This window comes from Streptomyces sp. CB02058, assembly GCF_001905505.1.
Classification (GTDB): domain Bacteria; phylum Actinomycetota; class Actinomycetes; order Streptomycetales; family Streptomycetaceae; genus Streptomyces.
In genome coordinates, this window is record NZ_LIPG01000007.1 from 139,159 (window position 1) to 163,906 (window position 24,748).

Below are 24,748 nucleotides of genomic sequence, written 5' to 3' on the forward strand. Positions count from 1 at the left end.
AGCCTCACACGCCCCGCGCCCGCGAGGCCGGCAGGGACTCGCGGGCATCAGGAGCTGTCAGTAGGGCAGAGGTCGCCCGGACGGGGTTCTCAGGTCGAGCGGGGGCGGCCCCGTGGGGGGCTGCGGTCGGCGGACGATCCGGATGCGGCCCACGGCCACCACCTCCCTGGTCATCCGGTATCTGCCCAGCCAGCCGCTGTTCACACGTAGGGGCCCCTGCGGACCGCCCGGCGTTCCGCGCGGATGCGGACCGGGCGATGTGCGGTGACCCTTGATGGGCGGGGGAAGCCGAGCGAGGAGGATCTGCCATGTCCGCGCTGGACAAGATCAAGAAGATGCTCAAGGGCCACGAGGACCAGGCCGGAAAGGGCGTCGACAAGGCCGGTGACATGGTCGACGACCGGACCCAGGGCAAGTACAGCAAGCACGTCGACACCGGCCAGGACAAGCTCAAGCAGCAGCTCGGCTCGGACCGCGACCGGGACAACCCGCCCCACGCCTGACCCGGGGCGCCGGCCCTTCGCGCGGCGCTCCCCTGCCGGTGCGCCGGAGCCGACGGCGGCCCATGTGACCGCCGTCGGCTCCGGCGTCCGGTGTGTTCGGATCCGGGACCGGATATCGAGCACCTGACCGGATTCCTGTTATTGTCCCCGCCGCACAGCGTCTCCCGAGTGTGGGAAGTGACGGAACAGGACCCCGGAAGAGTGAGCACAGCATGGGCGAGGCACGCGAGACCGCGTTGATCAAGGCCGCGCAGAAGGGCGACCCCGAGGCGCAGGACCGGCTCGTGGCGTCCTACCTGCCGTTGGTCTACAACATCGTCGGCCGCGCGCTGAACGGCCACGCCGACGTGGACGACGTGGTCCAGGAGAGCGTGCTGCGCATGCTCCGCGGCCTGCCCTCCCTGCGTACCCCGAAGAGCTTCCGGTCGTGGTTCGTGGCCATCACCATGAACGAGATACGCGGGCACCTGCGTGAGCGGCGGACCGGGGAGATATCGGCGGACCCGATGGCGGTCGCGTACGACGTCGTCGATCCGGCGGCGGACTTCGTGGAGCTGACCATCGTCCGGCTCGGTCTGACGGGTCAGCGCCGCGAGGCGGCCGAGGCCACCCGGTGGCTGGACGACGACGACCGCGAGCTGGTCTCGCTGTGGTGGCTGGAGACCGCGGGGCAGTTGTCCCGGGCGGAGGTGGCGAGCGCTCTCGACCTCTCGCCGCAGCACACCGCGGTGCGCGTCCAGCGGATGAAGGAGCGGCTGGAGGCCGCCCGGGTGGTGGTACGTGCTCTGGCGGCGGAGCCACCGTGTGTCCTGCTCTCCGATCTGACGACCGGCTGGGACGGGATGCCGTCCGCGCTCTGGCGCAAACGCCTGGTCCGCCATGCTCGGGAGTGCACGGTGTGCGCGGGGCACCGGTCGGGCCTGGTCCCCGCGGAGGGCCTGCTGGTGGGGCTCGCACTCGTCCCCGTGGCCGCGTCCGCCGGGGGCCCCATGACGGAGGCGGCCGACCTCCTGCCCGCCGCTTACCTGCCGGCCGACGGCGTGTCCGCCCACGGACGTGCCGCCCGCCGGCGGGACAGCGCCCGGCGGCGGCGCCGCACCACGGTCGTCGCCGGACTCGTCGCGGTCGCGGCCCTGGGAGGCGGCGGGACCGCCGTGCACCTCTACACGGACGACGCGGGCGAGGACCCGGCGACGGCGATCACCCCGCTCAAGGGTCCGTCCGCACCGGTGACCACCCCGTCGTCGCCGTCGGCCTCGCCCACCCCCTCCCCCACGCCCTCGTCGGCCTCTCCCTCGCCGTCGCGGACCGCTTCTCCGTCCCCGTCCAGGAGCCGGACCGCCTCCGCGACTCCCGAGAAGGCTCCGGCACCGCGCACCCCGTCCTCGAAACCGCCGGCCGCGCCGAAGCCCCCGTCGGCGCCGTCGGTGGCCGAGCAGGTCATCTCCCTGGTCAACACCGAGCGGGCGAAGGAGGGCTGCGGGCCGGTGAGCTCCAACAGCCTTCTGACGACCGCCGCTTCCCGTCATTCCGCCGACATGGTGGCGCGGGACTACTTCTCGCACACCTCGCCGGACGGCACGGATCCCGGTGCGCGTATCACCGCCGCCGGGTACCGGTGGAGCACGTACGGCGAGAACATCGCGAAGGGCCAGCAGACGGCCGCCGCGGTGATGGACTCCTGGATGAACAGTTCCGGCCACCGGGCGAACATCCTCAACTGCGCCTTCAAGGAGATCGGCGTGGGCAAGGAGGACTCGTCGGGCGGTCCCGTGTGGACGCAGGTCTTCGGCGCCGCGCTGTGACACACCGGCTCCTGCCGCCGTGTCACATATCGGAAACCGGTGGTTAGCACCCGCTCCACCTGAGGGAGTTACGCTGGGTTCGCGCCCAGGCCGAAGGCGTCCGCCGGCGACACGACGCCATCCCCTCGCGGACAGGAGCCCGGTGCCCCTTTCTCCTCTCGCCACCCGACTTCCCCCGTGGCTCGGCCATGTACTGCGGGCCCAGCGCGGACCGGTCCCCTGGAACGCGGTGCTGCGCGGGGCGCTCGCCGCCGTACCGCTGCTCGTGGCCGTACTGGCCGAGCGGCCGACCGCCGGCGTCCCGGCCGCCCTCGGTGCCATGCTCGCCGGGATCAACGACCGGCCCGGAAGCCGCCGCGCCTCGGTCACACGCCTGGGAGTTCCGGCACTGGCGGGCTCGGCCGGTCTGCTGCTCGGCACGATGATCGCCTCGGCGGTGGGGGGCGGCCGGTCCCTGGTCGTCCTGCCGCTCCTGTTCGGGCTGCTCGGCCTGGTCGCCGGCGCGGTCAGCTCCACGGGGCCCGTGGCCTCGGCGTGCGGCACGCAGGTGATGGTCACGGTGGTGATCGGGGCCGGCATGCCGCTCCCCGAACCCGGCCCGGTGCGCGCCCTGCTCTTCCTGGCCGGGGCCGGCTGGCTGCTCCTGCTGCGCCTGCTCCTGCCGTCCGACAGCCGCAGGGGAGGCGGCCCGTACCGGCTGGACGGGGAACGGCAGGCGGTCGCGGCGGTGTACGAGGCGGTGGCCCGGCTCCTGCGCGCGACCGGTGGCCCGCACGCCCGCGCCGAGCGCGCGGCCCTGAGCGCCGCGCTCGACCAGGCGCAGGACGCGCTGGCGGGGCCGAGGCTGCGGCGCCGTGCGAGCTCCAAGGCCGAGCGCCGGCTCCACGCGCAGTACGCGGCGGCGTTCCCGCTCGCCGAGGCCGCGACCGCACTGGCCTGGGCCGGGGAACCGCTGCCCGCCCGGGTCGCGGAGGGCCCCGGCAGGCTGGCGGACGCGGTGCGCACGGGCGGGTCCTGCGGGCCTCTGCCGGCTCCGGCGCGTACGGACGCCGGGCTGCGGGCTCTGGACGACGCCCTGCTGCGGGCCGCTTCGGTCTTCGACCGCCCTTCCGGGGCGCCTCAGGGCGCGCGGAAGCGGGGCTCACCCGTCGTGGTGCTCCGGCGTGCGTGGGGCGCTGCGGGGCGTGAGTACGGTCTGCGGGTCGCGTTGTGCTGTGCGACGAGTACGGTCGTGGCGCAGTGGCTGCACCACGACCACTGGTACTGGCTGCCCGCCACCACCGTGTTCCTCGTGAAGCCCGATCTCGGGCCGCTCGTCTCGCGGGTGCTGTGCCGTGCGGCGGGTACCGTCGTGGGCGCCGCGGTGTTCGGTGTGCTGGCGCTGATGGTGTCGGGGCCGTGGCCGCTGTTCGCCGCGGTGGCGCTCTGCGGTGCGCTTCTTCCGGTCGCCACCCGTCACTTCGCGATGCAGACGGCGGTGGTCACCGTGCTGGTGCTGTCGCTGGTGATGCTGGGCGGTGAGCCTCCGGCGTCCTGGCGGCGCGTGGTGGAGTCGCTCCTCGCCTGTGCGACGGTGCTGCTCGTCGGGCACCTCCCGCTGCCCGGCCGGCGCGGGAACACCGTGCGGGCCGCTCTCGACACCGCGGTGGGGGCGGCCCACCGGTATCTCGGACATGTCCTGAACGCCCCCCAGGACCACACCGGACGGGGCGCGCTGCGCCGCGAGGCCTACCGTTCGCTGGCGGCCGCTCGTACGGCGATCGACCTGTCCGCGGCCGAACTCCCCGCGGTCGCCCGGCACTCCGCGGGTTCCGACGGTGTCGCCGGCGCCCTGGAGCGGCTCATCGACACCACGACGGCGTGCGCCGTCCAGCTGGACCACCGCGCCGCGGAACTGCCCCCGGCGCACGCCGAACTGCTCGCGGCGCAGCTGTCGGAGCTCGACCGGGCGTGGGCGGTGCCGGCACGCTGACGCGTGTGGCCACGCCCGGGGTGCCGGTGTGTGTACGCGGCATGCGTACGGCCGTCGGCCGCCCCGGACCAGGGTCCGGGGCGGCCGACGGCCGTCGTCAGCGGCTGATGAGCGTCAGCGCGGCGCAGGTGCCGCCCGTGATGCCCACGGCGAGGACGGACACCGCCACGCAGCGGGCCCTGAGCCGGTCGTAGCGGGCGGTGTACTCACCCCGGAGCTCCGTGGCACGTCCTGCGATCCTCGTGAGCGTCTCCCTGCACACGGCCACCCTGTCCGTCACGTAGACCCGCTCGACGTCGTCACGCTGCGCGGTGGTGAGCCAGGGCAGCGCCTCGGTGAAGAGCCGGGCCTCGCGGCGGGCCTGTTCGACCTCGGCGTTCCAGAGCAGGTAGCCCTCCACCTGGGCGAGGCCCCGGGCGCTCTCCTTGTCCGGCTTCACCAGCTCCTCCTCTCCTCGGGCCGATGTCCCGGCTTCCTAGGCCTGCTTGTCCCCGGGGGCCACGGTGGCGGACTCATGGGGGCGGTTCGCCGCTTCCTCGAGTGCGCGGATCGAGGGATAGTGCAGGTCGAACGCCGGTGACTCGGAGCGGATGCGCGGGAGCGTCAGGAAGTTGTGCCGGGGCGGCGGGCAGGATGTCGCCCATTCGAGGGAGCGTCCGTAGCCCCAGGGGTCGTCGACCGTGATCGTCCGGCCGTACTTCGCGGTCTTCCAGACGTTGTAGAGGAACGGCAGCATCGACAGACCGAGCACGAACGAGGAGATCGTCGAGATCGTGTTCAGCGCGGTGAACCCGTCGGCCGCGAGGTAGTCCGCGTAACGACGCGGCATTCCTTCGGCTCCGAGCCAGTGCTGCACGAGAAACGTTCCGTGGAACCCGAGGAACAGCGTCCAGAACGTCATCTTCCCCAGCCGTTCGTCCAGCATCTTGCCGGTGAACTTCGGCCACCAGAAGTGGAATCCGGCGAACATCGCGAAGACCACGGTGCCGAAGACGACGTAGTGGAAGTGCGCGACCACGAAGTACGAGTCGGACACGTGGAAGTCCAGCGGCGGCGACGCGAGGAGCACACCGGTCAGTCCTCCGAAGAGGAACGTGACCAGGAATCCGACGGACCAGAGCATGGGCGTTTCCAGAGACAGCGAGCCCTTCCACATCGTGCCGATCCAGTTGAAGAACTTCACACCGGTGGGCACCGCGATGAGGAATGTCATGAAGGAGAAGAACGGCAGCAGCACACCGCCGGTCACATACATGTGGTGCGCCCACACCGTGGCCGAGAGACCGGCGATGGCGATCGTAGCGGCGATCAGGCCGATGTAGCCGAAGATGGGCTTGCGACTGAACACCGGAATGATCTCGGAGACGATTCCGAAGAACGGCAGCGCGATGATGTACACCTCGGGGTGCCCGAAGAACCAGAAGAGGTGCTGCCAGAGCAGAGCGCCACCGTTGGCCGGATCGAAGATGTGCGCGCCGAATTTGCGGTCCGCCTCGAGCGCGAGCAGCGCGGCGGCCAGCACCGGGAAGGCCAGCAGGACCAGGACACCGGTCAGCAGGACGTTCCACACGAAGATCGGCATGCGGAACATCGTCATGCCGGGGGCGCGCATGCAGATGATCGTGGTGATGAAGTTGACCGAGCCGAGGATCGTGCCGAAGCCCGAGAAGGCCAGACCCATGATCCACATGTCGGCGCCGATGCCCGGTGAACGGACGCTGTCGGTGAGCGGGGAGTAGGCGAACCAGCCGAAGTCGGCCGCGCCCTGCGGGGTGAGGAAGCCGGCCACCGCGATGAGCGAGCCGAAGAGGTACAGCCAGTACGCCAGCATGTTCAGCCGCGGGAACGCCACGTCGGGCGCGCCGATCTGCAGTGGCATGATCCAGTTCGCGAATCCGGCGAACAGCGGCGTCGCGAACATCAGCAGCATGATCGTGCCGTGCATCGTGAACGCCTGGTTGAACTGCTCGTTCGAGATCAGCTGGTCACCCGGGCGCGCCAGCTCGGCACGCATCACGAGCGCCAGGACACCGCCGACGATGAAGAAGGCGAACGAGGTGATCAGATACAGCGTGCCGATCGTCTTGTGGTCGGTGGTGGTGAGCCACCTGATGACCACGTTCCCCGGCTGCCGACGCCGCACAGGCAGTTCGTCCTGGTAGGCGGCATCGGCTTCCACCGATACTGAGGGGCCCCTCGTCGTCACTGCGGCACTCCTTCGGTCGACGGCCGGTTGCGGACTCGGCGACCAGAATGGACTCCCCGCGGCGGTACCGCAGGTCATCTCGATGCGCACTGCACCGGTGGCTGGCAAAGGGCACTCCATTGGCCGATCGCCGTAATGCCGGTGTTGACGCGGGTACGGCTCTCAGGCCTCGGCCCAGGCTTTCATCGCCTCCCGCGAGGGAAAGTCGGCCACGTCCTTGTCGAGCGGATCGTCGGTGTACTGGTGAATTCTCCAGTCCGCCTCGATCCTCGGCTTTCCCGCCTTTCCGTAGTCGGCGATCCAGAGTCCGTCCCCGGCGTACGAGGTCGTGTCGTGGGTGAGCCAGAAGGAGCGGTTGCAGTACAGCAGGACGCGGTGACCGGGCCTCAGCCGTTTCACCTCGTGGATGAACCGGTCCTTGTCCGCACTGCTCGCCCGGGTCCCGTCACCGGTCCGTTCCCAGTCGACGGCCAGCAGGTCGCCCGCGCGCTCCGGCGTCCTGTCGACGAAGTGCGCCGCCTGCTCCTTGGCATGACCCGGCCACAGGAAGTGGTAGAAGCCGACGACGCACCCGGCGTCCCTGGCGCGTTTCACCTGGCCGTTGAGTTTCGGATTGACGTAGGAACGGCCCTCGGTGGACTTGACGAAGACGAAATCCAGTCCGTCCGTATCGAAGTCGGTCTGGTAGGAGCTGACATCGACGCCGTGCAGCACGGGCACCGCCTCCAAATGGGCATCGCGATTCCGCTTATCTCCTCCATGCGTGCCCACCCGGAGCGATCCCATCCGCCGCTCGGCTGCGGAACCGATTCGCCTCGACGAGTCGTGGCGGCAGCAGCCGGCACTCCGGTCTAGGGGAACCGGGGTGCCGCCGACGTCATCGCGAAGGCACTGGCCGAGGCCTCGCCGGAGCGCACCGCCGAATGGCGCGCCTGAGCGAACGCGCGAAGGACCCCTGGGCCATAACCTGCGCGGCCCGGGGGTCCGGCCGCGGGCTCACCTCTCCGGCGGGAGGCTGTCCATGAAGGAACTCACGGAGAACACGGCACGGCCCGGCCCCGCGGGACCGTATCCGGGGGGCGAGGAGAGGCCGTACTCCTCCATGGTCGAGCGGTAGGCATCGAGCAGCCTGATGTGGTACTCCAGCGGCGCACCGTCGGGGTTGGTCTTTCCGAGGGGTGTGGTGGGCTCGGGGCACCAGGTGGTGAAGCGCGGGGTGATGCCGTGCGACATGAAGAAGCGCAGTCCCTCGGTGGTCGAGGCGATGGCCTCGTCGACGGTCCCGAAGCCGAAGGGCTCGGCCATCTCCACTCCTGCGACGAAGTTGGGAATCACGTTCCGGGCGCCGAAGACCTCGGCGGAGTCCAGGATGCGGCGGTGCCACTCGTCCCGGCCGACGTAGCGTTCCTTGCCGGGGCAGTAGAGCTCGAACAGGCGGCGGTCCCACACCTCGTAGTTGGGGTGGTAGATCTTCACGCCGTAGTCGTGGAAGCGCTGGACGTCGTCCTTGGGGAGCGCCTGGGCGACGACCTTGCCGGTCCACCGGCCGGGGAACCGCTCCTCGATGGCCTTGGCGTAGCTCCCGTAGAAGTCCGCCTCGTCCTTGCCCTGGAGCTTGGAGGTGATGGCGCCGCCGGTGAGCGTGTAGGCCGACGTGGTCTTCGCCGTGTCGTAGCGGTCGATGATCTCCAGTGCCTCCAGGACCTCGTCGACGTCCTTCACGCCGGTGTAGGGGCGGCCCGCCGCCTTGTGCTGGCGCCAGTTGTGGTTGATGTCGCAGTACTGGCACTCCTCCTTGGCGCCGAAGTACTGGCAGACCCGGAAGACGGTGAGGTAGATCAGATAGCCCCACTGGATGGTGGGTGCCACCTCCATGACGGACTTGCCGTTCTCCAGCGTGTGGCGGTAGTAGTCCGGCATCGGGGGCAGACCCACGTCCGAGATGCGTTTCCCGTCGAGGTACAGCCCGAGAACACCGTCGGCGTCCGCCGCGACCCGGTACGGCGAGGCGGGGTTGACCCGTACCGACACGACGGTGCGACGCAGGTCGTAGGGCCCGCCGGTGAGCACGATCTCCTCGGGCGGCCTGCGCAGGGCGGCGGCTCCGAGTTCGGGCAGGGTGCCGTGGTCGAAGGAGAAGATGAAGTACGACTTCGGCTTGATGTCCCCGTGTTCGTTGTCGCTGAGCGCGGACTCGTCGAAGGCCATCCCGCCCCGCAACAGGTCCTCCTTGAGGACCGCCTCTCTCGGCACATGCGGGAACCGCTCCATGAGCTCCTCGACCAGACGCGTCCGCTCACCGGTCATCGCGGCGGTGCGGGTATGGCCGGGCTGAGTGGGGCTTGGCATGTGCGGGCTCCTGGGGGTCCGGTGCTCTGAGCACGATCGCGTGTACGACACACTGTCCAACGAACCAGCATCGCAGGCCGTTCGCACACGATCCGTCCGGGGTTCCGTCAGGCGCCGGGGCGGCAGAGGACGAGGAGTACCGCCCATGCCCCGCACCATGTCGGTGTCGGACAGCATTCTGATCCATGCGGCCCCTTCGGCCGTGTACGAAGCACTGAGCGACCCCACCGCGATGGGCCGCTGGAGCCCGGAGAACCTCGGCGCCAGGGTGCTCGGGGAGCGCCGGAGCGCTCATGCCGGCATGGTCTTCGAGGGCCGCAACAGGCGTGGCGCCTTCCGCTGGACGACCAGGTGCACGGTGACGGCCGCGGATCCGGGCCTCCGGTTCGCCTTCCGCGTGCACGCGATAGGGGTCCGGCGTCCCGTGCTGCCCGGGGCCATCGCCCTGTGGGATTACCGCTTCGAGGAGGTCGAGGGGGGCACCCGGGTCACGGAGACCTGGACGGACAACCGGCGGGCGTGGCCCGATCCGCTGGCCAACGCCTTCGACCGGGTGGCGACGCGCGGGCATACGTTCGCGGAGTTCCAGCGGGGGAACATCCGCACGACCCTGGAGCGTCTCAAGGCGGCGCTGGAGCAGGACGGCCCTCGGCCGGCCGGCCGCGAGCAGGGCGACGCCGGCCGTGGGTGAGCGTGGGCAGGGTACGAGGAGTACGCGGGCGAGGGCGCCGCGTTCAGCGTGACGCGGGTCCGGCCGGGCCCCAGTGCGACGGCCGGGCCAGGGCGGGCGGCAGCCGGGTCGCCGCGTCGCCCTTCGCCGCGTTGATCTGGGCCTGGGTGAGGTAGAGCGCCCCGGTGAGGTCGGCGCCTGACAGGTCCGCGTCCCGGAGGTCCGCGCCGATGAGCTCGGCGCGGCGCAGGTCGGCGCCGCGCAGGTCGGCCGCGATGAGGTAGGCGCCGCGCAGTCCGGCTCCGCGCAGGTCGGCACCGGCGAGCCGGGCCCCCATGAGGTCGGCACCCCGGTGGCGGCGCTTCCCGCGCCGGGGGACGGTGGCCCGTTCCAGTTCGGCGGCGCGCAGCAACAGCGGTGCCACCGCGTCCCGGTGTGCGGACACGTCCAGCTCCGCGAGTTCCCGGGAAGGGCGGTGCGTGAGGCGTTCCGTGCTGTCGAGGGCGTCGCGGAGTTCGGCGGCGAGGGGTGCGGCTGCCGGCAGGGTGAGCGCCTCGGTGAGGTACGCGAGCAGTTCGTGGAGCTGGCGCATCACGGGGAAGACGTGGAACATCTCCTGGGCGGTCTCCGGGGCCGAGCGCCAGTCCTGGCCCCCGTAGGTCTCCTGGGAGACCTTCTGGCCCGCGCCGAAACAGTCGTACACGGTGCAGCCGGAGAAGCCTTCCGGTCGCAGCCGGGTGTGTATCCCGCAGCGGAAGTCGTCCGCCAGATTGGGGCAGGGGGTACCCGCGGCCTTGTCGATCGCGAAGTCCGCCGAGACGGTGAGCGTCAGGGCCACGCAGCACAGCCCGAAGCAGTTCGCGCAGTCGGCTCGCAGGGCGGCACGGTCGGTGACGGGCAGGGCCTTCGGGTGGTCGTCGGACACGTGCGCGGTTCCTCCGTTGTCTGCGGTGCTCGCCGAGCCTATCGCTGTACCGGGACCGGCGGTTGCGGCCGTTGTCGGTGGGTGGGCGCACACTGGGCACAGGATCGGACACCGGTGAAGGGGGCAGGGCGTGGGCACTGCGGGGGAGAGCGGCTTCGAGCCCGCGACCGGGGACGGCCCGGCGGACTCCCGGCCACCGGGCGGCCGGGCCGGAGAGGTGCGGACCGCCTTCGAGGGGATGCTCCAGATCAGGAGGCTCACCCGTGCGGAGCGCGCGGATCCCGAGGGTGCGCCGGCGCCGTGGGAGCTGCACCGCCCGGTGCGGGCCGTGGCGCTTTCGCTGGAAGCGTCGGGCATACCCGCGTCGGCCGTGGGCCCGTCCGGGGAGCGTACAGCCACCGGGTACCGGGTGTGCGCGGGTGAGGCTCCCGGTTCGGTCCGGGTCGAGTGGGCCGGTCCCCCGGGCAGCGGTGCCGTCCATGACGAGGAGGAGGCCCTGACGGGGTGTGTGGCGGCGCTGCGGAGACTGGGCTGGACGGCCCTGCTCTACCGCGGGCCTCGCCGGCGCCGGTACATCGAGGTCGAACCGCCGTCCGGGGAGCGTTCCTGAGCCGTCCCCGTACCTTCTCCGCGCCTTCCTCCGCACCGTCGGAGGGGCGTTGTCAGACCCATGAGGGATGCTTGACGGTCCGACACCTCTGACCGGGAGATGCTGAGATGCACCAAGCAGAAATCGCCGCGGCCCAGGCGTACGTCCGTTTACTGGCGGCCACGCGTGCCGCGCTCGCCGACCCGGCGGACGGCCCGCTCTACATGCCGCTGCTGGCCTCCCCGATCCAGGAGGCCGATGAGGCGTTGCGGAGCGCCGGACTCTCGGGCAACGAGGACCGGTTCTTCGCTCTCGTACGTCAGCTCCAGCCGAGCCTGAGCGGCTCCGGTCACTGATCTCCCGATCGCGGTGGGCGCCGCACCAGGGGCCGGTCGCCCCGCTGAGGCGCCCACCGCGGCGGGCGGCGCACTACCTGCCGGTGTACATGAGCGAGCCGGGCGTGGTGAGGAGCTCGCCCGTCTCGAGCCAGGTCTTGAGGCCGGAGAGGATCATCGGCCAGCCGCCGTACAGCTCCTCGTTCGCGCCCTCGCGCAGTTCGTCGTGGGTGACGGTCAGCCGGCAGGAGTCGCCGATGGGCTCGATCTCCCACGTGATGCGGGTCGGGCCCTCGCTCCTCACCTCGTCGCTCCAGAGGGCCACCATGGTCTGTACGAGTCTGCGCGGTGGGTCGACCTCCAGGTTCCGGCCCTCGCCGAGCATGCCGGGAGCGCCGGCGGGCCCCATCTCGAAGCGTGAGCCCTCCGTCCAGTCGGAGACGACGCGGGCGCCGAAGTTGTACTTGCTTCTGATGTCGGGATCGGTGATCGCCTCCCAGAGGCGCTCGGGAGTCGTGCGGATGTAGATCTCGAAGACCTTCTCCATGGCATTCTCCAGTCGGCTCTTGAGGTCGCTGAGCCCCGCGGCCCAGGGCTCCGCGTACTTGCTCACCCACCGGTCGTGGACGAGCCGGATGGGCACCGGGTTCAGGAAGTGGAGCTTCTCCCGCCCCCGCCGTCGCGTGACGACCAGGCCCGCGGCCTCCAGCAGCTTGAGGTGCTTCATCACCGCGAACCGCGTGATGTCGAAGCGGGCCTCCAGCGCACTCAGTGTCTGCCCGTCCTCGCGGAAGAGCTCGTCGAGAAGGCTGCGCCGCGTCGGGTCCGCCAGAGCTTTGAACACCGCGTCCATATGTCCAAAATATGTGACCTTTTGGTCACCTGTCAATGTTCGCAAGCCGCCCGGAAGCCCCTCATCAGGGCGGATGAATTGATTCAAGTCAATAAGAAACCTGACGAGCTGCTTGACTGGCAGCACCGCGCAAACCTAGCGTACGTTCCGGATGAAACGATTCACATCCCGATCCTGACCGGTCGCCGGATGACTCTGCTTACGAGGTGTTCATGTCTGATGTGTCGGCCGTCAAGGCAGCTCTGAAGTCTCAGGTCATCGAGACGCCGTCCTGGGGTTACGGCAACTCCGGGACCCGCTTCAAGGTCTTCGCCCAGCCCGGGGTTCCCCGTGATCCGTTCGAGAAACTGGCGGACGCCGCGCAGGTGAACGCGTACACCGGGGTGGCCCCCAAGGTGTCGCTGCACATTCCGTGGGACAGGGTCGAGGACTACGCCGCGCTGACCCGCCACGCCGAGGAACTCGGGCTGCGGATCGGTGCCATCAACTCCAACGTCTTCCAGGACGACGACTTCAAGCTGGGCTCGGTCACGCACCCGGACCCCAAGGTCCGGCGCAAGGCGGTCGACCACCTGCTCGAGTGCGTCGACATCATGGACGCCACCGGGTCGCCCGATCTCAAGCTGTGGTTCTCGGACGGCACCAACTACCCCGGCCAGGACGACATCGCTGGGCGCCAGGACCGGCTGGCCGAGGCGCTCGGCGAGGTCTACGCGCGCCTCGGCGACGACCAGCGGATGCTGCTGGAGTACAAGCTCTTCGAGCCCGCCTTCTACACCACCGATGTCCCGGACTGGGGCACGGCCTACGCCCACTGCCTCAAGCTCGGGCCGAAGGCACAGGTCGTCGTGGACACCGGTCACCACGCGCCGGGCACCAACATCGAGTTCATCGTGGCGTTCCTGCTGCGCGAGGGGAAGCTCGGCGCGTTCGACTTCAACTCCCGCTTCTACGCGGACGACGACCTGATGGCGGGCGCCGCCGACCCGTTCCAGCTGTTCCGGATCATGCACGAGGTGGCCAAGAACGGCGGCCTGAAGACCGAGACCAACGTCAACTTCATGCTCGACCAGTGCCACAACATCGAGGCCAAGATCCCGGCGGTGATCCGCTCGGTCACCAATGTCCAGGAAGCGACCGCGAAGGCGCTGCTGATCGACGCCGAGGCTCTGGCCGAGGCGCAGCGCTGCGGTGATGTCCTCGCCTCCAACGGAGTGCTGATGGACGCGTTCAACACGGACGTGCGCCCGCTCCTCGCCGAGGTGCGCGAGGAGCTCGGTCTGGCGGCCGACCCGTTCGCGGCCTATCTCGCCTCCGGCAACCAGGAGCGCATCGCCGCCGACCGCGTCGGTGGGGAGCAGGCCGGCTGGGGCGCCTGAGCCCCGCTCCCCCGCCTCCGCACTCCAGCAGCACCCGCCCGTCCCCACTCTCTTCCCGAAGGAACCCTCATGACGTCCGCCCCGCACGCCGAAGTCGCCGCGCTCCTGGAGCGCGCCCACCGGATCGGCTCCGACCCCCGCAACACCAACTACGCAGGCGGCAACGCGTCGGCCAAGGGCGACGGGACCGACCCGGTCACCGGTGGCGAGGCCGAGCTGCTCTGGGTCAAGGGCTCGGGAGGCGACCTCGGCACGCTGACCGAGGCCGGTCTCGCCGTGCTCCGGCTGGACCGGGTGCGCGCGCTCAAGGACGTGTATCCGGGGGTGGAGCGCGAGGACGAGATGGTCTCGGCGTTCGACTACTGCCTGCACGGCAAGGGGGGCGCGGCCCCGTCCATCGACACCGCTATGCACGCGCTGGTCGAGGCCGCGCACGTCGACCACCTGCACCCGGACTCCGGGATCGCGCTGGCGTGCGCCGCCGACGGCGAGAAGCTGACCGCCGAGTGCTTCGGTGACAAGGTGGCCTGGGTGGGCTGGCGCCGCCCGGGCTTCCAGCTCGGCCTGGACATCGCGGCCGTCAAGGAGGCGAACCCGCAGGCCGTGGGTGTGATCCTGGGCGGTCACGGCATCACGGCCTGGGGCGACACGTCCGAGGAGTGCGAGCGCAACGCCCTCTGGATGATCCGTACCGCCGAGACGTTCCTGGAGGAGCGCGGCAAGGCCGAGCCGTTCGGCCCGGTGCTCCCCGGCCGGGAGGCGCTGGACCCCGCCGCGCGACGGGAGCGGGCCGCGGCCCTGGCTCCGGTGATCCGCGGGATCGCGTCCACCGACCGCCCTCAGGTGGGGCACTTCACGGACGCGGCGCCCGTGCTGGACTTCCTCTCGCGCGCGGAGCACCCGCGCCTCGCCGCTCTCGGCACGTCCTGTCCCGACCACTTCCTCCGTACGAAGGTCAGCCCGCTGGTTCTCGACCTGCCGGCGGACGCACCGCTCGAGGAGGCGGTGGCCCGGCTCCAGGTGCTCCACGAGGAGTACCGCGAGGCGTACCGCGCGTACTACGAGCGCCACGCGGCCCCCGACTCTCCCGCGATGCGCGGCGCGGACCCGGCGATCGTGCTGGTGCCCGGTGTCGGCATGTTCTCGTTCGGCAAGGACAAGCAGACCGCTCGGGTCGCCGGGGAGTTCTACCTCAACGCCATCAATGTGATGCGCGGCGCCGAGGCCGTCTCCACGTACGCGCCGATCGAGGAGTCCGAGAAGTTCCGCATCGAGTACTGGGAGCTGGAGGAGGCGAAGCTCCGCCGGATGCCGAAGCCGAAGGCGCTCGCCACCCGGGTCGCGCTGGTCACCGGCGCGGGGTCGGGGATCGGCAAGGCCATCGCGCACCGGCTCGTCGCGGAGGGCGCGTGTGTCGTGGTCGCCGACCTCGACGCCGGGAACGCGGCCGCCGTGGCCGAGCAGCTCGGCGGGCCCGACAAGGCCGTCGCGGTGACCGTCGACGTCACGTCCGAGGAGCAGATCGCCGAGGCGTTCAAGGCCGCGTCCCTCGCCTTCGGCGGTGTGGACCTGGTCGTGAACAACGCCGGCATCTCCATCTCCAAGCCGCTGCTGGAGACCACGGCCAAGGACTGGGACCTCCAGCACGACATCATGGCGCGCGGCTCGTTCCTGGTGTCCCGGGAGTCGGCGCGGGTGATGCGGGCGCAGGGTCTGGGGGGCGACATCATCTACATCGTCTCCAAGAACGCCGTGTTCGCCGGCCCGAACAACATCGCGTACTCGGCCACCAAGGCGGACCAGGCGCACCAGGTGCGGCTGCTGGCGGCCGAGCTGGGCGAGCACGGCATCCGGGTCAACGGGGTCAACCCGGACGGGGTGGTGCGTGGTTCGGGGATCTTCGCCGCCGGGTGGGGCGCGCAGCGCGCCGCGACGTACGGCATCGAGGAGGAGAAGCTCGGCGAGTTCTACGCCCAGCGCACGATCCTCAAGCGCGAGGTGCTCCCCGAGCATGTCGCCAATGCCGTCTTCGCGCTGACCGGTGGGGAGCTCACCCACACCACCGGACTCCACATCCCCGTCGACGCCGGCGTGGCGGCGGCCTTCCTTCGCTGACCGAGTGTCACCGCGCCGCGCCCCGGCAGCTGTTCCGCCAACGCGCCGGGGCGCGGCGCCGCCCTGATCGGATGAGATTTCCATGTCTGCGACTTCACGACACGACCCGGTGTTCGCCGCGGTGGACCTGGGGGCCACCAGTGGCCGGGTGATCACCGGCAGGGTGGGCCCCGACGAGCTGGTGCTGACCGAGGCGCACCGCTTCGCCAACACCCCGGTCCGGCTCCCCGACGGGCTGCGGTGGGACGTGCTCGCCCTGTTCCAGGGGATGCTGGACGGCCTGGGCGCCGCGGCGCGCACCGGTCCCGTCACCTCGGTGGGCATCGACACCTGGGCCGTGGACTACGGCCTCCTGGATGCCGAGGGGTCGCTGCTCGGTGTCCCGTTCCACTACCGCGACGACCGCAACGCCGCAGCGGCCGAGGAGGTGCTCGCCGGGATCGGCGCGCAGGAGCTGTACGGCGTCGGAGGACTGCAGCACCTGCCGTTCAACACGCTCTTCCAGCTCGCGGCCCACCGGACGACGGCCCAGTGGCCGGCGGCGCGCACGCTGCTGCTGATGCCGGATCTGCTGGTGTACTGGCTGACGGGGTCGGTGGGCGCGGAGGTGACCAACGCGTCGACGACCGGTCTCCTCGACGCGCGTTCCGGGCGCTGGTCCGAGGAGCTGATGGAGCGGCTGGGACTGGACCGTTCGCTGTTCCCCGCCCTGCGCGAGCCGGGCGAGCGTGCGGGCACCCTTCTGCCGCACGTGGCCGGTCTCACCGGTCTGTCCGCGAGCACTCCGGTGACGACGGTTGCCTCGCACGACACGGCGTCCGCCGTGGCGGCCGTTCCCGCGACGGAGCCGGGATTCGCCTATGTGTCCTGCGGTACCTGGTCGTTGGCCGGCCTTGAGCTGGACGCGCCGGTGCTGTCCGAGGCGTCCCGGGCCGCGAATTTCACCAATGAGCGCGGGGTGGACGGCACCGTGCGCTACCTCCGCAACATCATGGGGATGTGGCTGCTCGAGGAGTGCCGTCGCACATGGGACCGCGAGGGTACGCCGACGAGCCTGGCCGGGCTGCTCGCGGACGCGGCGCGCGCCCGGCCGTTCGCCGCTGTGATCGACCCGGACGATCCGGGGTTCCTGGCGCCCGGTGACATGCCCGCGCGGATCGACGCCGCTCTCGCCCGGACGGGGCAGGCCGCCCCGGACGGTCCCGGCGGATATGTGCGGTGCGTGCTGGAGAGCCTGGCGCTGGCCCACCGCAGGACCCTGCGTGAGGCCGCCGAGCTGGCGGGGTGCGAGCTGACCTGGATCCATCTCGTCGGCGGCGGCTCTCGGAACGAGCTGCTCTGCCAGTGGACCGCCGACGCGACCGGGCTGCCGGTCACCGCGGGGCCCGCGGAGGCCACGGCGCTCGGCAATGTGCTGGTCCAGGCGCGGGCCCACGGGCTGATCGGCGGGCTCTGGGAGATGCGTCAGCTGGTCGCGCGCACCCAGGAGTTGCGTCACTACAGCCCGCGGGGGGACGTGAGGGCGTGGGACAGGGCCGCGGAGCGGCTGGACGTCCGCGTCTGAGCACCGGTTACGGCTCGGGGCCCGGCCGGTCGGGCCCCGGCCAGGGAGATCGGCCCCGGGCCCAGGCGTCGGGCCCCGGCCGTCGGCCCCGGCGCGGGGACGTCGGCCGGGGGATGCCGGCCCCCGCCCCGGCCCGTCGAGCGGGCCGGGGTGCGGGGAGCCGGGGTGCGGGGCCGTCGCGCAGGGGCTGTCTCGCGGACCGTCCGCGCGGCCCGGCCTCAGGGGGAGGACAGCCCGAGTTCCTGGTCGCCGAGCGGCTCGAAGTGGCGGGCGACCTCGGCGGCCGTGACCTCACCGAGCTCGGCGGGATTCCATCGCGGGGTCCGGTCCTTGTCGATGATCCGCGCCCGGACGCCCTCCGTCAGGTCGTGTCCGGCGAAGGCCCGGCAGGACACACGGAACTCCTGGTCGAGGACGGCTTCCAGGACGCCGAGCCCCTTGGCGCGTCGTACGGCGGCCAGGGTGACCTTGAGCGCCGTGGGTGACAGGGCCTGGAGTTCGGCGGCGGTCTCCTTCGCGGCGGCCGGTCCACTGTTCGCGAGCCGGTCGATGATCTCCTCGACGGTGTCCGCGGCGTAGCAGTCGTCGATCCAGGCCCGCTGCTCGGCGAGCTCCCCCTCCGGGGCATGGGTCGCGTGGCTCCGCACGGTGTCCGTCACCTCGGCGGGCGTGGTGACCCGGGCGAGCGCGCTGGTGAGGTCGGCGAGGCGGTGCGAGGGAACGTAGTGGTCGGCCAGTCCGCACAGGATGGCGTCCGCCGCCTCCACGGCGCGGCCGGTGAGTGCCAGATGGGTGCCGAGCTCCCCGGGCGCCGCCGCGAGGAGATGCGTACCGCCCACGTCGGGGACGAAACCGATGCCGGTCTCGGGCATCGCGACGCGGGAACGCTCGGTGACCACCCGTACGTCGCCATGGGCGGACACCCCCACTCCGCCTCCCATGACGATGCCGTCCATGAGCGCGACGTACGGCTTGGGGAACCTGGCGATCCGGGCATTGAGCCGGTACTCGTCACGCCAGAAGCCGACGGAGGCACTGCGGCCCGCTCGGGCGTCCTCGTAGATCGACCGGATGTCGCCGCCCGCGCACAGGCCCCGCTCGCCGGCCCCGGCGATCAGTACGGCCGTGACCGCGTCGTCGTCGGCGGCCCGGGCGAGCGCTTCGTCGACGGCGCGCACCATGGTGTGGGTGAGCGCGTTGAGGGCCCGGGGGCGGTTGAGGGTGATGTGCAGGACGGGGCCCTCGGTGTGCAGCAGGACGGGCTCGTCGTCGTTCATAGGTGCGCTCCGGTCAGCCGTGGACGATCTCTGCCTGCCATTCTGCGACGGGCGCCACGGGCTCCTGGCCCCGGGTATGCCGTGCGACCGCTGTGGCAGTCCCGCACCACGGGCTCGACAATTGAGATCTACGGGCCGCGACGTCCAGCAGCCCCGCCGGACGACCTCCGGAGCAGGCATGAGCGACTCTTCACGGCGAGCAGACGACGACGCGTCGTCGCGGCTCCGGTTCGACCGGCGCCACGCCGGTGAGACGGGTACCGAGGAGCGGCTCGCCCTGAACCGAACCGGCAGCTTCGAATGGGATCTGGACGCGCGGACCCTGGACGTCGACGAGGCGGGCCTGCTGGTCTTCGGCCTGGATCCCGCGACCTTCGACTCGCGGCCGTCGGCCGTCGTCGAGCGGCTGGACGCCGGTGAGCGGGCCCGGCTGGACGGTGCGATCGACGAGGCGATCTCCGGCGGGAGCAACTCCTACAGCGTGCACTTCCAGGTGCCGCTGGACGACGGGACCCACCAGTGGACGCACGTCCAGGCCCGGATCCTGCGTTCGGAGGACGGCCGGGCACACCGGGTCATCGGTGTGGTGCGGGACGCGACGGCCGAGGTCACCCATTCGGCCTTCGTACTGGATCTGGAAAAGCGCCGCCGCCGCCAGACGAGCATCGTCGAACGCACCACCACAGCGATGTCACGCGCGGTGACCGTGGACGACGTCACCGCGGCCCTCACCGGGCCGGGCGGGCTGGTCGGGATCGGCGCGGACGGACTGGCGCTCGGCCTGGTGGACAACTCCACGCTGAACATCATCGCGCTCAGCGGCGATTCCGTGGAGGTCCTGGAGGGGCTGGGCTCCGGGCAGCTCGACGCGACCCGTCCTCTCGGGGAGACGATCCTGAGCGGGCGCCCCCGGTTCATCACCTCCCTGAATGCACTGGTCCGGCGCTATCCGGTGCTCGAACCCCATATCGGTGAGCTCAATTTCCAGGCCGTGGCGTACCTTCCGCTGATCGCCCAGGCGCGTCCGCTGGGCGGTCTCGCCCTCTTCTACCGTGACCGCACGGTGTTCAACGCGGACGAGCGGATCCTCTGCCTGGGGCTGGCCGCCATCGTGGCGCAGTCGCTCCAGCGGGCCATCCTCTTCGACGAGGAGCGCGAATTCGCCACGGGGCTCCAGTCGGCCATGCTCCCCCGCCGGATCCAGAAGATCGAGGGCGGCGAGATCGCGGTCCGCTATCACGCGGCGTGGAGCGGGCGCGAGGTCGGCGGGGACTGGTACGACGTGATCACGCTCCCCAGGGACCGTATCGGCGTGGTGGTGGGCGATGTGCAGGGGCACGACACGCACGCGGCCGCGATCATGGGCCAGCTGCGCATCGCCCTGCGCGCGTACGCGGCGGAGGGGCATCCCCCGGCGACCGTCATGGCCCGGGCCTCCCGGTTCCTCGCGGAGCTGGACACCGACCGCTTCGCGACCTGTACGTACGCTCAGGTGGACCTGGCCACCGGTGCGGTGCGCGTGTCGCGGGCCGGGCACTTCGGCCCGCTGATCAGGCACACCGACGGGCGGGTCGGCATTCCTCAGGTGCGGGGTGGTCTGCCGCTGGGGATCTCCACGGACTTCCGTGACGAGGAGTTCCCCGAGACCCGTCTCGACCTGGTGCCGGGCGAGACCCTGGTGCTGTACACCGACGGGCTGGTGGAGGAACCGGGTGCCGACGTCGACGCGGGTGTGGCGGCGCTCATCCACGAGGTGAGCGACGGGCCCGACGGGGCCGAGGCGCTGGCCGACCATCTCTCGGACCGACTGTGGGAACGCTGGGGGTCGGGCGACGACGTGGCCCTGCTGGTGCTGCGGCGCAGTCCGGACATCGGATCGCCACGGGCCCCGCGACTGCACCAGTACATCCACCAGGCGGACCCGCAGGGGCTGTCGGAGGCGCGCTCGATCGTGCGTCAGGCGCTGAAGGACTGGGACCTGGCCGGGCTCGCGGACGACGCGGAGCTGGTCACCGGGGAGTTGCTGGTCAATGTGCTGCTGCACACGGAGGGCGGTGCGGTGCTGACGCTCGAAGTACTGCCGGAGCCCGTTCGGCGTATCAGGCTGTCGGTCCAGGACCGCTCCAGCGTCTGGCCGAGACGGCGTACTCCGGGCGAGACGTCGACCTCCGGGCGCGGCCTGCTGCTGCTGGACGCGGTCGCCGAGCGCTGGGGCATCGAGCCCAGGGGCGAGGGCAAGGCGGTCTGGTGCGAGATCGGCCCCCCGCCCCAGCCGTAGGACTCCCACCCCCGCCAGGAGACCTCGGCTGTTCCGGAACGCAACGGGGGCGTACCGCGTCGGAGATGACGCGGTACGCCCCCGCCCCGGCGTTCCGGTCCCGAGGCGTTCCCGCCGCGGGCCGGGCTGCCGGAGGACGCGTCAGTGCTGCACGCTGCGGCGCTTACGGACGGACCACAGGATGCCGCCTCCGGCGAGGAGGACGGCGAGCGCGGCTCCACCGATCACGGGCGTCGCGGACGACGAACCGGTCTCGGCCAGGTCGGGCGCGCTGCTGCTCGGCTCGGCGGGCGCCGGCGCGGCCTCCGTGGCGGTCTCGCTCGGCGTCGCGCTGGGCTCGGGGGCCTCGGGCGTCGCCGGCTCGGTGCTCGGAGTCTCCGAGGGGGTTTCCTCGGTGGGGGTGGGCGACGGAGTGGTCTCCTCGCACACCGGAGCGACCTTCGTCTGGTCGACGGAGTACTTGTCGCTGTCACCGGCCTTGACGACGAGGCGGACGGTCAGCTCCTTGTCGTGCTTCGGGAGCTGGAGCGGCGTCTTCGTGCTGAAGTCCCTGCCGAACTCGGTCGTGGGAAGCAGCACATCGCCGCCCACCACGGAAACGGTCACCTGGTTGGCGACGTCCTTCGAGTACTGCGTCAGGTTGAGCGTCACTTCGGAGCAGGTCACGGCCCAGGTGGGGGTGTGAGCTGCGGCCGGGCTCGCGGAGAGGACTCCGCCCGCCAGACCGACTACCGCAGCGGCCGCGAATGCTCCCGCGCCACGCCACGATCTCCTGGGTATGGTCATGGATTCTTCCTCCATATGAGTTCACCGCTGGAATGGCGGTGGGGCGCACAGTACTGCCCCCCGCTCCCGGGGGGCGCAGCGGCCCCACACTTCGCGCACGCGGTACTCACACCTCAACCACACACACATCAGTGCCACTTGTGACATGACGGACACACGCAGGATGGCCGGAATACGCCCCGTCACCGGATGCACCGGCTGCCGACGTCGCGGTTCTCAGAGGGTCTTGTGCATGATGTGCAGCCCGACGTAGCCCTTGGTGGGGTGGTTGAACCCCTCGGGAAGGGTCCCGATGACGTCGAAGCCGACGGAGCGGTACAGCCCCACGGCGTGGATGTTCGTCTCCACGACGGCGTTGAACTGCATGGCGCGATAGCCCTGCGCACGCGCCCAGTCCACGGTGTACTCGCACAGGGCCCGGCCGACGCCGCGGCCGGAGTGCTCCGGGTCCACCATGTAGCTGGCGCTGGCGATGTGTGCGCCGTTGCCCATGTGGTTCTGGTTCATCTTCGCCGTGCCGAGGACCGAACCGGCGTCGTCGACCGCGACCACCGTGCGGTTCGGCTTCGCGAGGAGCCACCAGTCCTGGGCCTGCTCCCGGCTCAGGTCCTCGGGGTAGGTGAAGGTCTCCCCCGCGGCAACGATGTCGTGGAAGAACGGCCAGATGGCGGGCCAGTCCTCGGCAGTGGCTTCTCTGATCAGCATGAGGCAAAGAGTGCCGGTGGGGGCGGCGCCCCGCAATCTCTTTAGCTCTCTCTCCGCGGTGGCCTGCGCAGTCCGATGCGGGCGAGCAGTCCGCGCCCGGAACCCGGCCGCGAGCCCGGCCGTGCGCCGGGTCGCTCACCCGCTCGCGAGCCGGGGCGGCGGGGCGTCCCGCCGGCCGGTCGGGACAGCTGCCGGACCGCCGGCCCCGATACGGGTCCGGTGCCCGGCCGGGGAGCCGGTCGGGTCTCACGCGCGCGGTCCAGCTCCAGCGTCAGATTCACCCGGCGCCACAGGATTTCGTCCGGATCGTCGGCCAGCATCAGCTTCGCCATGGCCTCCCTCCCGGACAGGGAGGCGGGGCGGCCGTACACGGAGACAGGACGCATCCGTGCGAGATGGGCGCGCTCGTAGGGGTCGTCCACCACCTCCGCGAGCTGGACCGGGTCCAGGGCGGTAGCCTGCAACGCGGCGCGCGCCCATGGGTCCTCCGTACGGCCGAGCAGCCTGTCGACCCTGCGTGAACGCCAGTTGCGCGCACGCCAGTCGGTCCCGGCGTCCAGCATGGCCCGCATCCCGGCCGGGCTCCTGCCGCCGAGCAGGCCTGGTTCTCGGGCGGCGAAGGCGAGGAGGTCGTCCACGAGATAGAGCCAGACCACCGCGCGGTAGCGGTTGAGGTAGAACGCGACCGGTGTGAGGCACCCGATGCGTGCCAGGCCGGTGAAGCGCACGGGGCTGACGCCGAGCAGTGCGGCGCCCTCCGCCGTGCCCGCCGTGCGCACGCGGTCCCGGAGTGATTCGGGAAATCCCGGCTGGGCGCGCAGCCGGTCGATCTCCTGCTGACGGACCCGGGGCCTCGCCCCGCTCGCCGTCGGTTCAGCGCCGATCAGCCCCAGGTGGACGGCGAGCTCGAATTCGCCGTGCTTCAACGTCAGTTCCTGGGCCGCGCGTCCTGCCGGCACGCACACCGGCGTCGCGGCGGTGTGGGTGCGCGTGGATTCCGTAACGGTCATGACCGTCCTCCCCCGTGAGGTCGAATACTCTCCGTGACCACGGTAGCCCGGGGGGGAAATTCTTCGTCCTGCCCTGTGGACAACTCCCCGTCGTCCACAGAACGCGCAGGTCAGAGACGGTCGATGCTGTCAGCTCCCTGGCGTACCGTCACGCCGAGGTGCTCGCCCACGCGGTTGACCAGCAGTGTCATCTCGTAGGCGACCTGCCCGACATCGGCCTCGGCCGCGGTCAGCACGCACAGGCAGCTGCCGTCCCCGGCCGCCGTCACGAAAAGCAGCGCCTCGTCGAACTCCACCATGGTCTGACGTGCTCTTCCCGCGCCGAAGTGCCGCCCCGAGCCGCGGGCCAGACTCTGGAGACCGGACGAGACCGCCGCCAGGTGCTCGGCGTCCTCCCGGGCCAGACTCGTACTCGCTCCGGTCACCAGCCCGTCGTTCGACAGCACGAGCGCGTGCTGGATGTGCTCCACCCGGCTCGTGAGGTCGTCAAGAAGCCAGTCGAGTCCCCGGTCCAGCGCCATCTGCTCGTCCTCCCCGTTCATGTGTTCCCCGCAGTTCGCGCAAGCCTTGCGCACGGCTCCCCTGCGGGCAAGCGCCTCCCCGCCCCGGGGGCGTTGCTTCGCGCCACGTGCCGAGACCTGGCCCGAGGGGCGCATACAGGCGCACGGAATGGGCACGGAGGCACGGCGAGGAGCATGGTGCCGCACTGCTGGCCGGGCCGGGCGCCCCCGTCGTACCGGCATCACTCCGCCCCCGATGCCTGGCCCACCGAGTCGAGGAGCCGGGCCGTGTGCATCCGCCCGGCGTACTCGACCATGCGGATCAGGACCTCCTTGCCGGAGGCGCGGTCGCGTGCGTCGCAGAGGACCACCGGTGTGCCGCTGTCCAGGTCGAGGGCCCGCGAGACGTCGGCCTCCGCGTAGGTCCGCGCGCCCGAGAAGCAGTTGACGGCGACGACGAAGGGGATGCGCCGGTGCTCGAAGTAGTCGACGGCCGGAAAGCAGTCCTCCAGCCGCCGGGTGTCCGCCAGCACGACCGCTCCGAGCGCGCCCTGTGACAGCTCGTCCCAGAGAAACCAGAACCGGTCCTGCCCCGGCGTGCCGAAGAGGTACAGCGAAAGGCCGGACCGGATGGTGATGCGCCCGAAGTCCATGGCGACAGTCGTGGTGGTCTTCTGGTCCACCCCACCGGTGTCGTCGACGGACTGTCCGGCCTCACTGAGGAGTTCCTCGGTCCGCAGGGGACGGATCTCGCTCACCGCGCCTACCAGAGTGGTCTTGCCGACGCCGAAGCCGCCGGCCACCAGTATCTTCAGGGCGAGGGCCGTGGAGTCTCCGGACTCTTCCTCAACCGTGCTGTCCACATGCTCGGAGGACATCGATCACTTCTCTCGCGAGTGCCATCAGTAGGGGCGACAGCATGGCAAT

General features: G+C 71.0%; 22 protein-coding genes and 1 pseudogene. 11 read left to right on the top strand and 12 right to left on the bottom strand.

Annotated elements, in window-relative coordinates:
* Nucleotides 1-308 precede the first annotated feature (308 nt).
* From AMK10_RS31485 to AMK10_RS31495, 3 genes are all read left to right on the top strand, one after another.
* Nucleotides 309-503, top strand: a complete 195-nt coding sequence (locus tag AMK10_RS31485) for an antitoxin (RefSeq protein WP_073752244.1) — start codon at nt 309-311, stop codon at nt 501-503.
* Nucleotides 504-715: 212 nt separating this feature from the next.
* Nucleotides 716-2,308, top strand: a complete 1,593-nt coding sequence (locus AMK10_RS31490) for a sigma-70 family RNA polymerase sigma factor (RefSeq protein WP_073752246.1) — start codon at nt 716-718, stop codon at nt 2,306-2,308.
* Between the two features lie 142 nt (nt 2,309-2,450).
* A complete protein-coding gene (locus AMK10_RS31495; RefSeq protein ID WP_382568159.1) occupies nt 2,451-4,280 on the top strand; it encodes an FUSC family protein in 1,830 nt (609 codons plus the stop codon).
* 97 nt (nt 4,281-4,377) lie between these two features.
* On the opposite strand, the gene AMK10_RS31500 is transcribed toward AMK10_RS31495, so the two are convergent.
* The 3 genes from AMK10_RS31500 to AMK10_RS31510 all read right to left on the bottom strand — a co-directional run bounded on the left by AMK10_RS31500 (nt 4,378) and on the right by AMK10_RS31510 (nt 7,200).
* On the bottom strand, nt 4,378-4,719 hold the full coding sequence (locus AMK10_RS31500; RefSeq protein ID WP_073752250.1) for a hypothetical protein: 342 nt from the start codon (nt 4,717-4,719) through the stop codon (nt 4,378-4,380).
* 36 nt (nt 4,720-4,755) lie between these two features.
* Complete coding sequence (gene ctaD / locus AMK10_RS31505; protein WP_073752252.1) at nt 4,756-6,486, bottom strand: aa3-type cytochrome oxidase subunit I; 1,731 nt, start codon at nt 6,484-6,486, stop codon at nt 4,756-4,758.
* A 162-nt stretch (nt 6,487-6,648) separates the two neighbouring features.
* Nucleotides 6,649-7,200 carry a glycoside hydrolase family 25 protein gene (locus AMK10_RS31510; RefSeq protein ID WP_073752886.1) on the bottom strand — a complete coding sequence of 184 codons (552 nt, stop codon included), beginning with the start codon at nt 7,198-7,200 and terminating at the stop codon, nt 6,649-6,651.
* A gap of 100 nt (nt 7,201-7,300) precedes the next feature.
* Between AMK10_RS31510 and AMK10_RS38625 the strand changes: the two are divergent.
* Nucleotides 7,301-7,422: pseudogene (locus AMK10_RS38625) on the top strand (NADP oxidoreductase); the annotation flags it as partial.
* 60 nt (nt 7,423-7,482) lie between these two features.
* Here the strand turns inward: AMK10_RS38625 and AMK10_RS31520 are convergent.
* The gene (locus AMK10_RS31520) at nt 7,483-8,835 is read right to left on the bottom strand and encodes a radical SAM protein (protein WP_073752254.1); all 1,353 of its coding nucleotides are present in this window, start codon (nt 8,833-8,835) and stop codon (nt 7,483-7,485) included.
* Nucleotides 8,836-8,980: 145 nt separating this feature from the next.
* On the opposite strand from AMK10_RS31520, the gene AMK10_RS31525 reads away from it, so the two are divergent.
* Nucleotides 8,981-9,526 carry an SRPBCC family protein gene (locus tag AMK10_RS31525; RefSeq protein WP_073752256.1) on the top strand — a complete coding sequence of 182 codons (546 nt, stop codon included), beginning with the start codon at nt 8,981-8,983 and terminating at the stop codon, nt 9,524-9,526.
* Between the two features lie 43 nt (nt 9,527-9,569).
* Here the strand turns inward: AMK10_RS31525 and AMK10_RS31530 are convergent, their stop codons facing one another.
* On the bottom strand, nt 9,570-10,430 hold the full coding sequence (locus AMK10_RS31530; RefSeq protein WP_073752258.1) for a pentapeptide repeat-containing protein: 861 nt from the start codon (nt 10,428-10,430) through the stop codon (nt 9,570-9,572).
* A 130-nt stretch (nt 10,431-10,560) separates the two neighbouring features.
* Here AMK10_RS31530 and AMK10_RS31535 point away from each other — a divergent pair, with 130 nt between their 5' ends.
* Together AMK10_RS31535 and AMK10_RS31540 are read left to right on the top strand one after the other, a co-directional pair.
* Nucleotides 10,561-11,040 (top strand): hypothetical protein, encoded by a 480-nt coding sequence (locus tag AMK10_RS31535; RefSeq protein ID WP_073752260.1) that lies wholly within the window; start codon nt 10,561-10,563, stop codon nt 11,038-11,040.
* A gap of 107 nt (nt 11,041-11,147) precedes the next feature.
* A complete protein-coding gene (locus tag AMK10_RS31540; RefSeq protein ID WP_073752262.1) occupies nt 11,148-11,375 on the top strand; it encodes a hypothetical protein in 228 nt (75 codons plus the stop codon).
* Nucleotides 11,376-11,448: 73 nt separating this feature from the next.
* Here AMK10_RS31540 and AMK10_RS31545 read toward each other — a convergent pair whose 3' ends face one another.
* Nucleotides 11,449-12,207 (bottom strand): ArsR/SmtB family transcription factor, encoded by a 759-nt coding sequence (locus AMK10_RS31545; protein ID WP_073752265.1) that lies wholly within the window; start codon nt 12,205-12,207, stop codon nt 11,449-11,451.
* Between the two features lie 212 nt (nt 12,208-12,419).
* Here AMK10_RS31545 and rhaI point away from each other — a divergent pair, with 212 nt between their 5' ends.
* From rhaI to AMK10_RS31560, 3 genes are all read left to right on the top strand, one after another.
* Nucleotides 12,420-13,586, top strand: a complete 1,167-nt coding sequence (gene rhaI, locus AMK10_RS31550; protein WP_073752888.1) for an L-rhamnose isomerase — start codon at nt 12,420-12,422, stop codon at nt 13,584-13,586.
* Between the two features lie 69 nt (nt 13,587-13,655).
* Nucleotides 13,656-15,701: a bifunctional rhamnulose-1-phosphate aldolase/short-chain dehydrogenase gene (locus AMK10_RS31555; RefSeq protein ID WP_073752267.1), complete on the top strand. Its 2,046-nt coding sequence runs from the start codon at nt 13,656-13,658 to the stop codon at nt 15,699-15,701.
* 82 nt (nt 15,702-15,783) lie between these two features.
* On the top strand, nt 15,784-17,265 hold the full coding sequence (locus tag AMK10_RS31560) for a rhamnulokinase (RefSeq protein ID WP_073752268.1): 1,482 nt from the start codon (nt 15,784-15,786) through the stop codon (nt 17,263-17,265).
* 218 nt (nt 17,266-17,483) lie between these two features.
* Here the strand turns inward: AMK10_RS31560 and AMK10_RS31565 are convergent, their stop codons facing one another.
* Nucleotides 17,484-18,542: an enoyl-CoA hydratase/isomerase family protein gene (locus AMK10_RS31565; RefSeq protein ID WP_073752270.1), complete on the bottom strand. Its 1,059-nt coding sequence runs from the start codon at nt 18,540-18,542 to the stop codon at nt 17,484-17,486.
* A 178-nt stretch (nt 18,543-18,720) separates the two neighbouring features.
* Here AMK10_RS31565 and AMK10_RS31570 point away from each other — a divergent pair, with 178 nt between their 5' ends.
* Nucleotides 18,721-20,820, top strand: a complete 2,100-nt coding sequence (locus AMK10_RS31570; RefSeq protein WP_073752271.1) for a SpoIIE family protein phosphatase — start codon at nt 18,721-18,723, stop codon at nt 20,818-20,820.
* 141 nt (nt 20,821-20,961) lie between these two features.
* Here AMK10_RS31570 and AMK10_RS31575 read toward each other — a convergent pair whose 3' ends face one another.
* The 5 genes from AMK10_RS31575 to AMK10_RS31595 form a co-directional block, all read right to left on the bottom strand.
* Nucleotides 20,962-21,606 (bottom strand): LAETG motif-containing sortase-dependent surface protein, encoded by a 645-nt coding sequence (locus AMK10_RS31575; protein WP_073752273.1) that lies wholly within the window; start codon nt 21,604-21,606, stop codon nt 20,962-20,964.
* A 216-nt stretch (nt 21,607-21,822) separates the two neighbouring features.
* Nucleotides 21,823-22,311, bottom strand: a complete 489-nt coding sequence (locus tag AMK10_RS31580; RefSeq protein ID WP_073752279.1) for a GNAT family N-acetyltransferase — start codon at nt 22,309-22,311, stop codon at nt 21,823-21,825.
* 41 nt (nt 22,312-22,352) lie between these two features.
* Complete coding sequence (locus AMK10_RS31585; RefSeq protein ID WP_073752281.1) at nt 22,353-23,321, bottom strand: DUF6397 family protein; 969 nt, start codon at nt 23,319-23,321, stop codon at nt 22,353-22,355.
* Nucleotides 23,322-23,431: 110 nt separating this feature from the next.
* A complete protein-coding gene (locus AMK10_RS31590; protein ID WP_073752890.1) occupies nt 23,432-23,842 on the bottom strand; it encodes a roadblock/LC7 domain-containing protein in 411 nt (136 codons plus the stop codon).
* A 221-nt stretch (nt 23,843-24,063) separates the two neighbouring features.
* Entirely contained in the window at nt 24,064-24,699 is a 636-nt protein-coding gene (locus AMK10_RS31595) for a GTP-binding protein (RefSeq protein WP_073752282.1), read from the bottom strand.
* Between the last annotated feature and the right edge of the window lie 49 nt (nt 24,700-24,748).

Coding starts and splice junctions, on each gene's coding strand:
- AMK10_RS31585 (WP_073752281.1), bottom strand. CDS start 23,321: ATGACCGTTACGGAATCCACGCGCACCCACACCGCCGCGACGCCGGTG.
- AMK10_RS31560 (WP_073752268.1), top strand. CDS start 15,784: ATGTCTGCGACTTCACGACACGACCCGGTGTTCGCCGCGGTGGACCTG.
- AMK10_RS31570 (WP_073752271.1), top strand. CDS start 18,721: ATGAGCGACTCTTCACGGCGAGCAGACGACGACGCGTCGTCGCGGCTC.
- AMK10_RS31590 (WP_073752890.1), bottom strand. CDS start 23,842: ATGGCGCTGGACCGGGGACTCGACTGGCTTCTTGACGACCTCACGAGC.
- AMK10_RS31575 (WP_073752273.1), bottom strand. CDS start 21,606: ATGACCATACCCAGGAGATCGTGGCGTGGCGCGGGAGCATTCGCGGCC.
- AMK10_RS31525 (WP_073752256.1), top strand. CDS start 8,981: ATGCCCCGCACCATGTCGGTGTCGGACAGCATTCTGATCCATGCGGCC.
- AMK10_RS31540 (WP_073752262.1), top strand. CDS start 11,148: ATGCACCAAGCAGAAATCGCCGCGGCCCAGGCGTACGTCCGTTTACTG.
- rhaI (WP_073752888.1), top strand. CDS start 12,420: ATGTCTGATGTGTCGGCCGTCAAGGCAGCTCTGAAGTCTCAGGTCATC.
- AMK10_RS31490 (WP_073752246.1), top strand. CDS start 716: ATGGGCGAGGCACGCGAGACCGCGTTGATCAAGGCCGCGCAGAAGGGC.
- AMK10_RS31580 (WP_073752279.1), bottom strand. CDS start 22,311: ATGCTGATCAGAGAAGCCACTGCCGAGGACTGGCCCGCCATCTGGCCG.
- AMK10_RS31595 (WP_073752282.1), bottom strand. CDS start 24,699: ATGTCCTCCGAGCATGTGGACAGCACGGTTGAGGAAGAGTCCGGAGAC.
- AMK10_RS31565 (WP_073752270.1), bottom strand. CDS start 18,542: ATGAACGACGACGAGCCCGTCCTGCTGCACACCGAGGGCCCCGTCCTG.
- AMK10_RS31520 (WP_073752254.1), bottom strand. CDS start 8,835: ATGCCAAGCCCCACTCAGCCCGGCCATACCCGCACCGCCGCGATGACC.
- AMK10_RS31555 (WP_073752267.1), top strand. CDS start 13,656: ATGACGTCCGCCCCGCACGCCGAAGTCGCCGCGCTCCTGGAGCGCGCC.
- AMK10_RS31545 (WP_073752265.1), bottom strand. CDS start 12,207: ATGGACGCGGTGTTCAAAGCTCTGGCGGACCCGACGCGGCGCAGCCTT.
- AMK10_RS31485 (WP_073752244.1), top strand. CDS start 309: ATGTCCGCGCTGGACAAGATCAAGAAGATGCTCAAGGGCCACGAGGAC.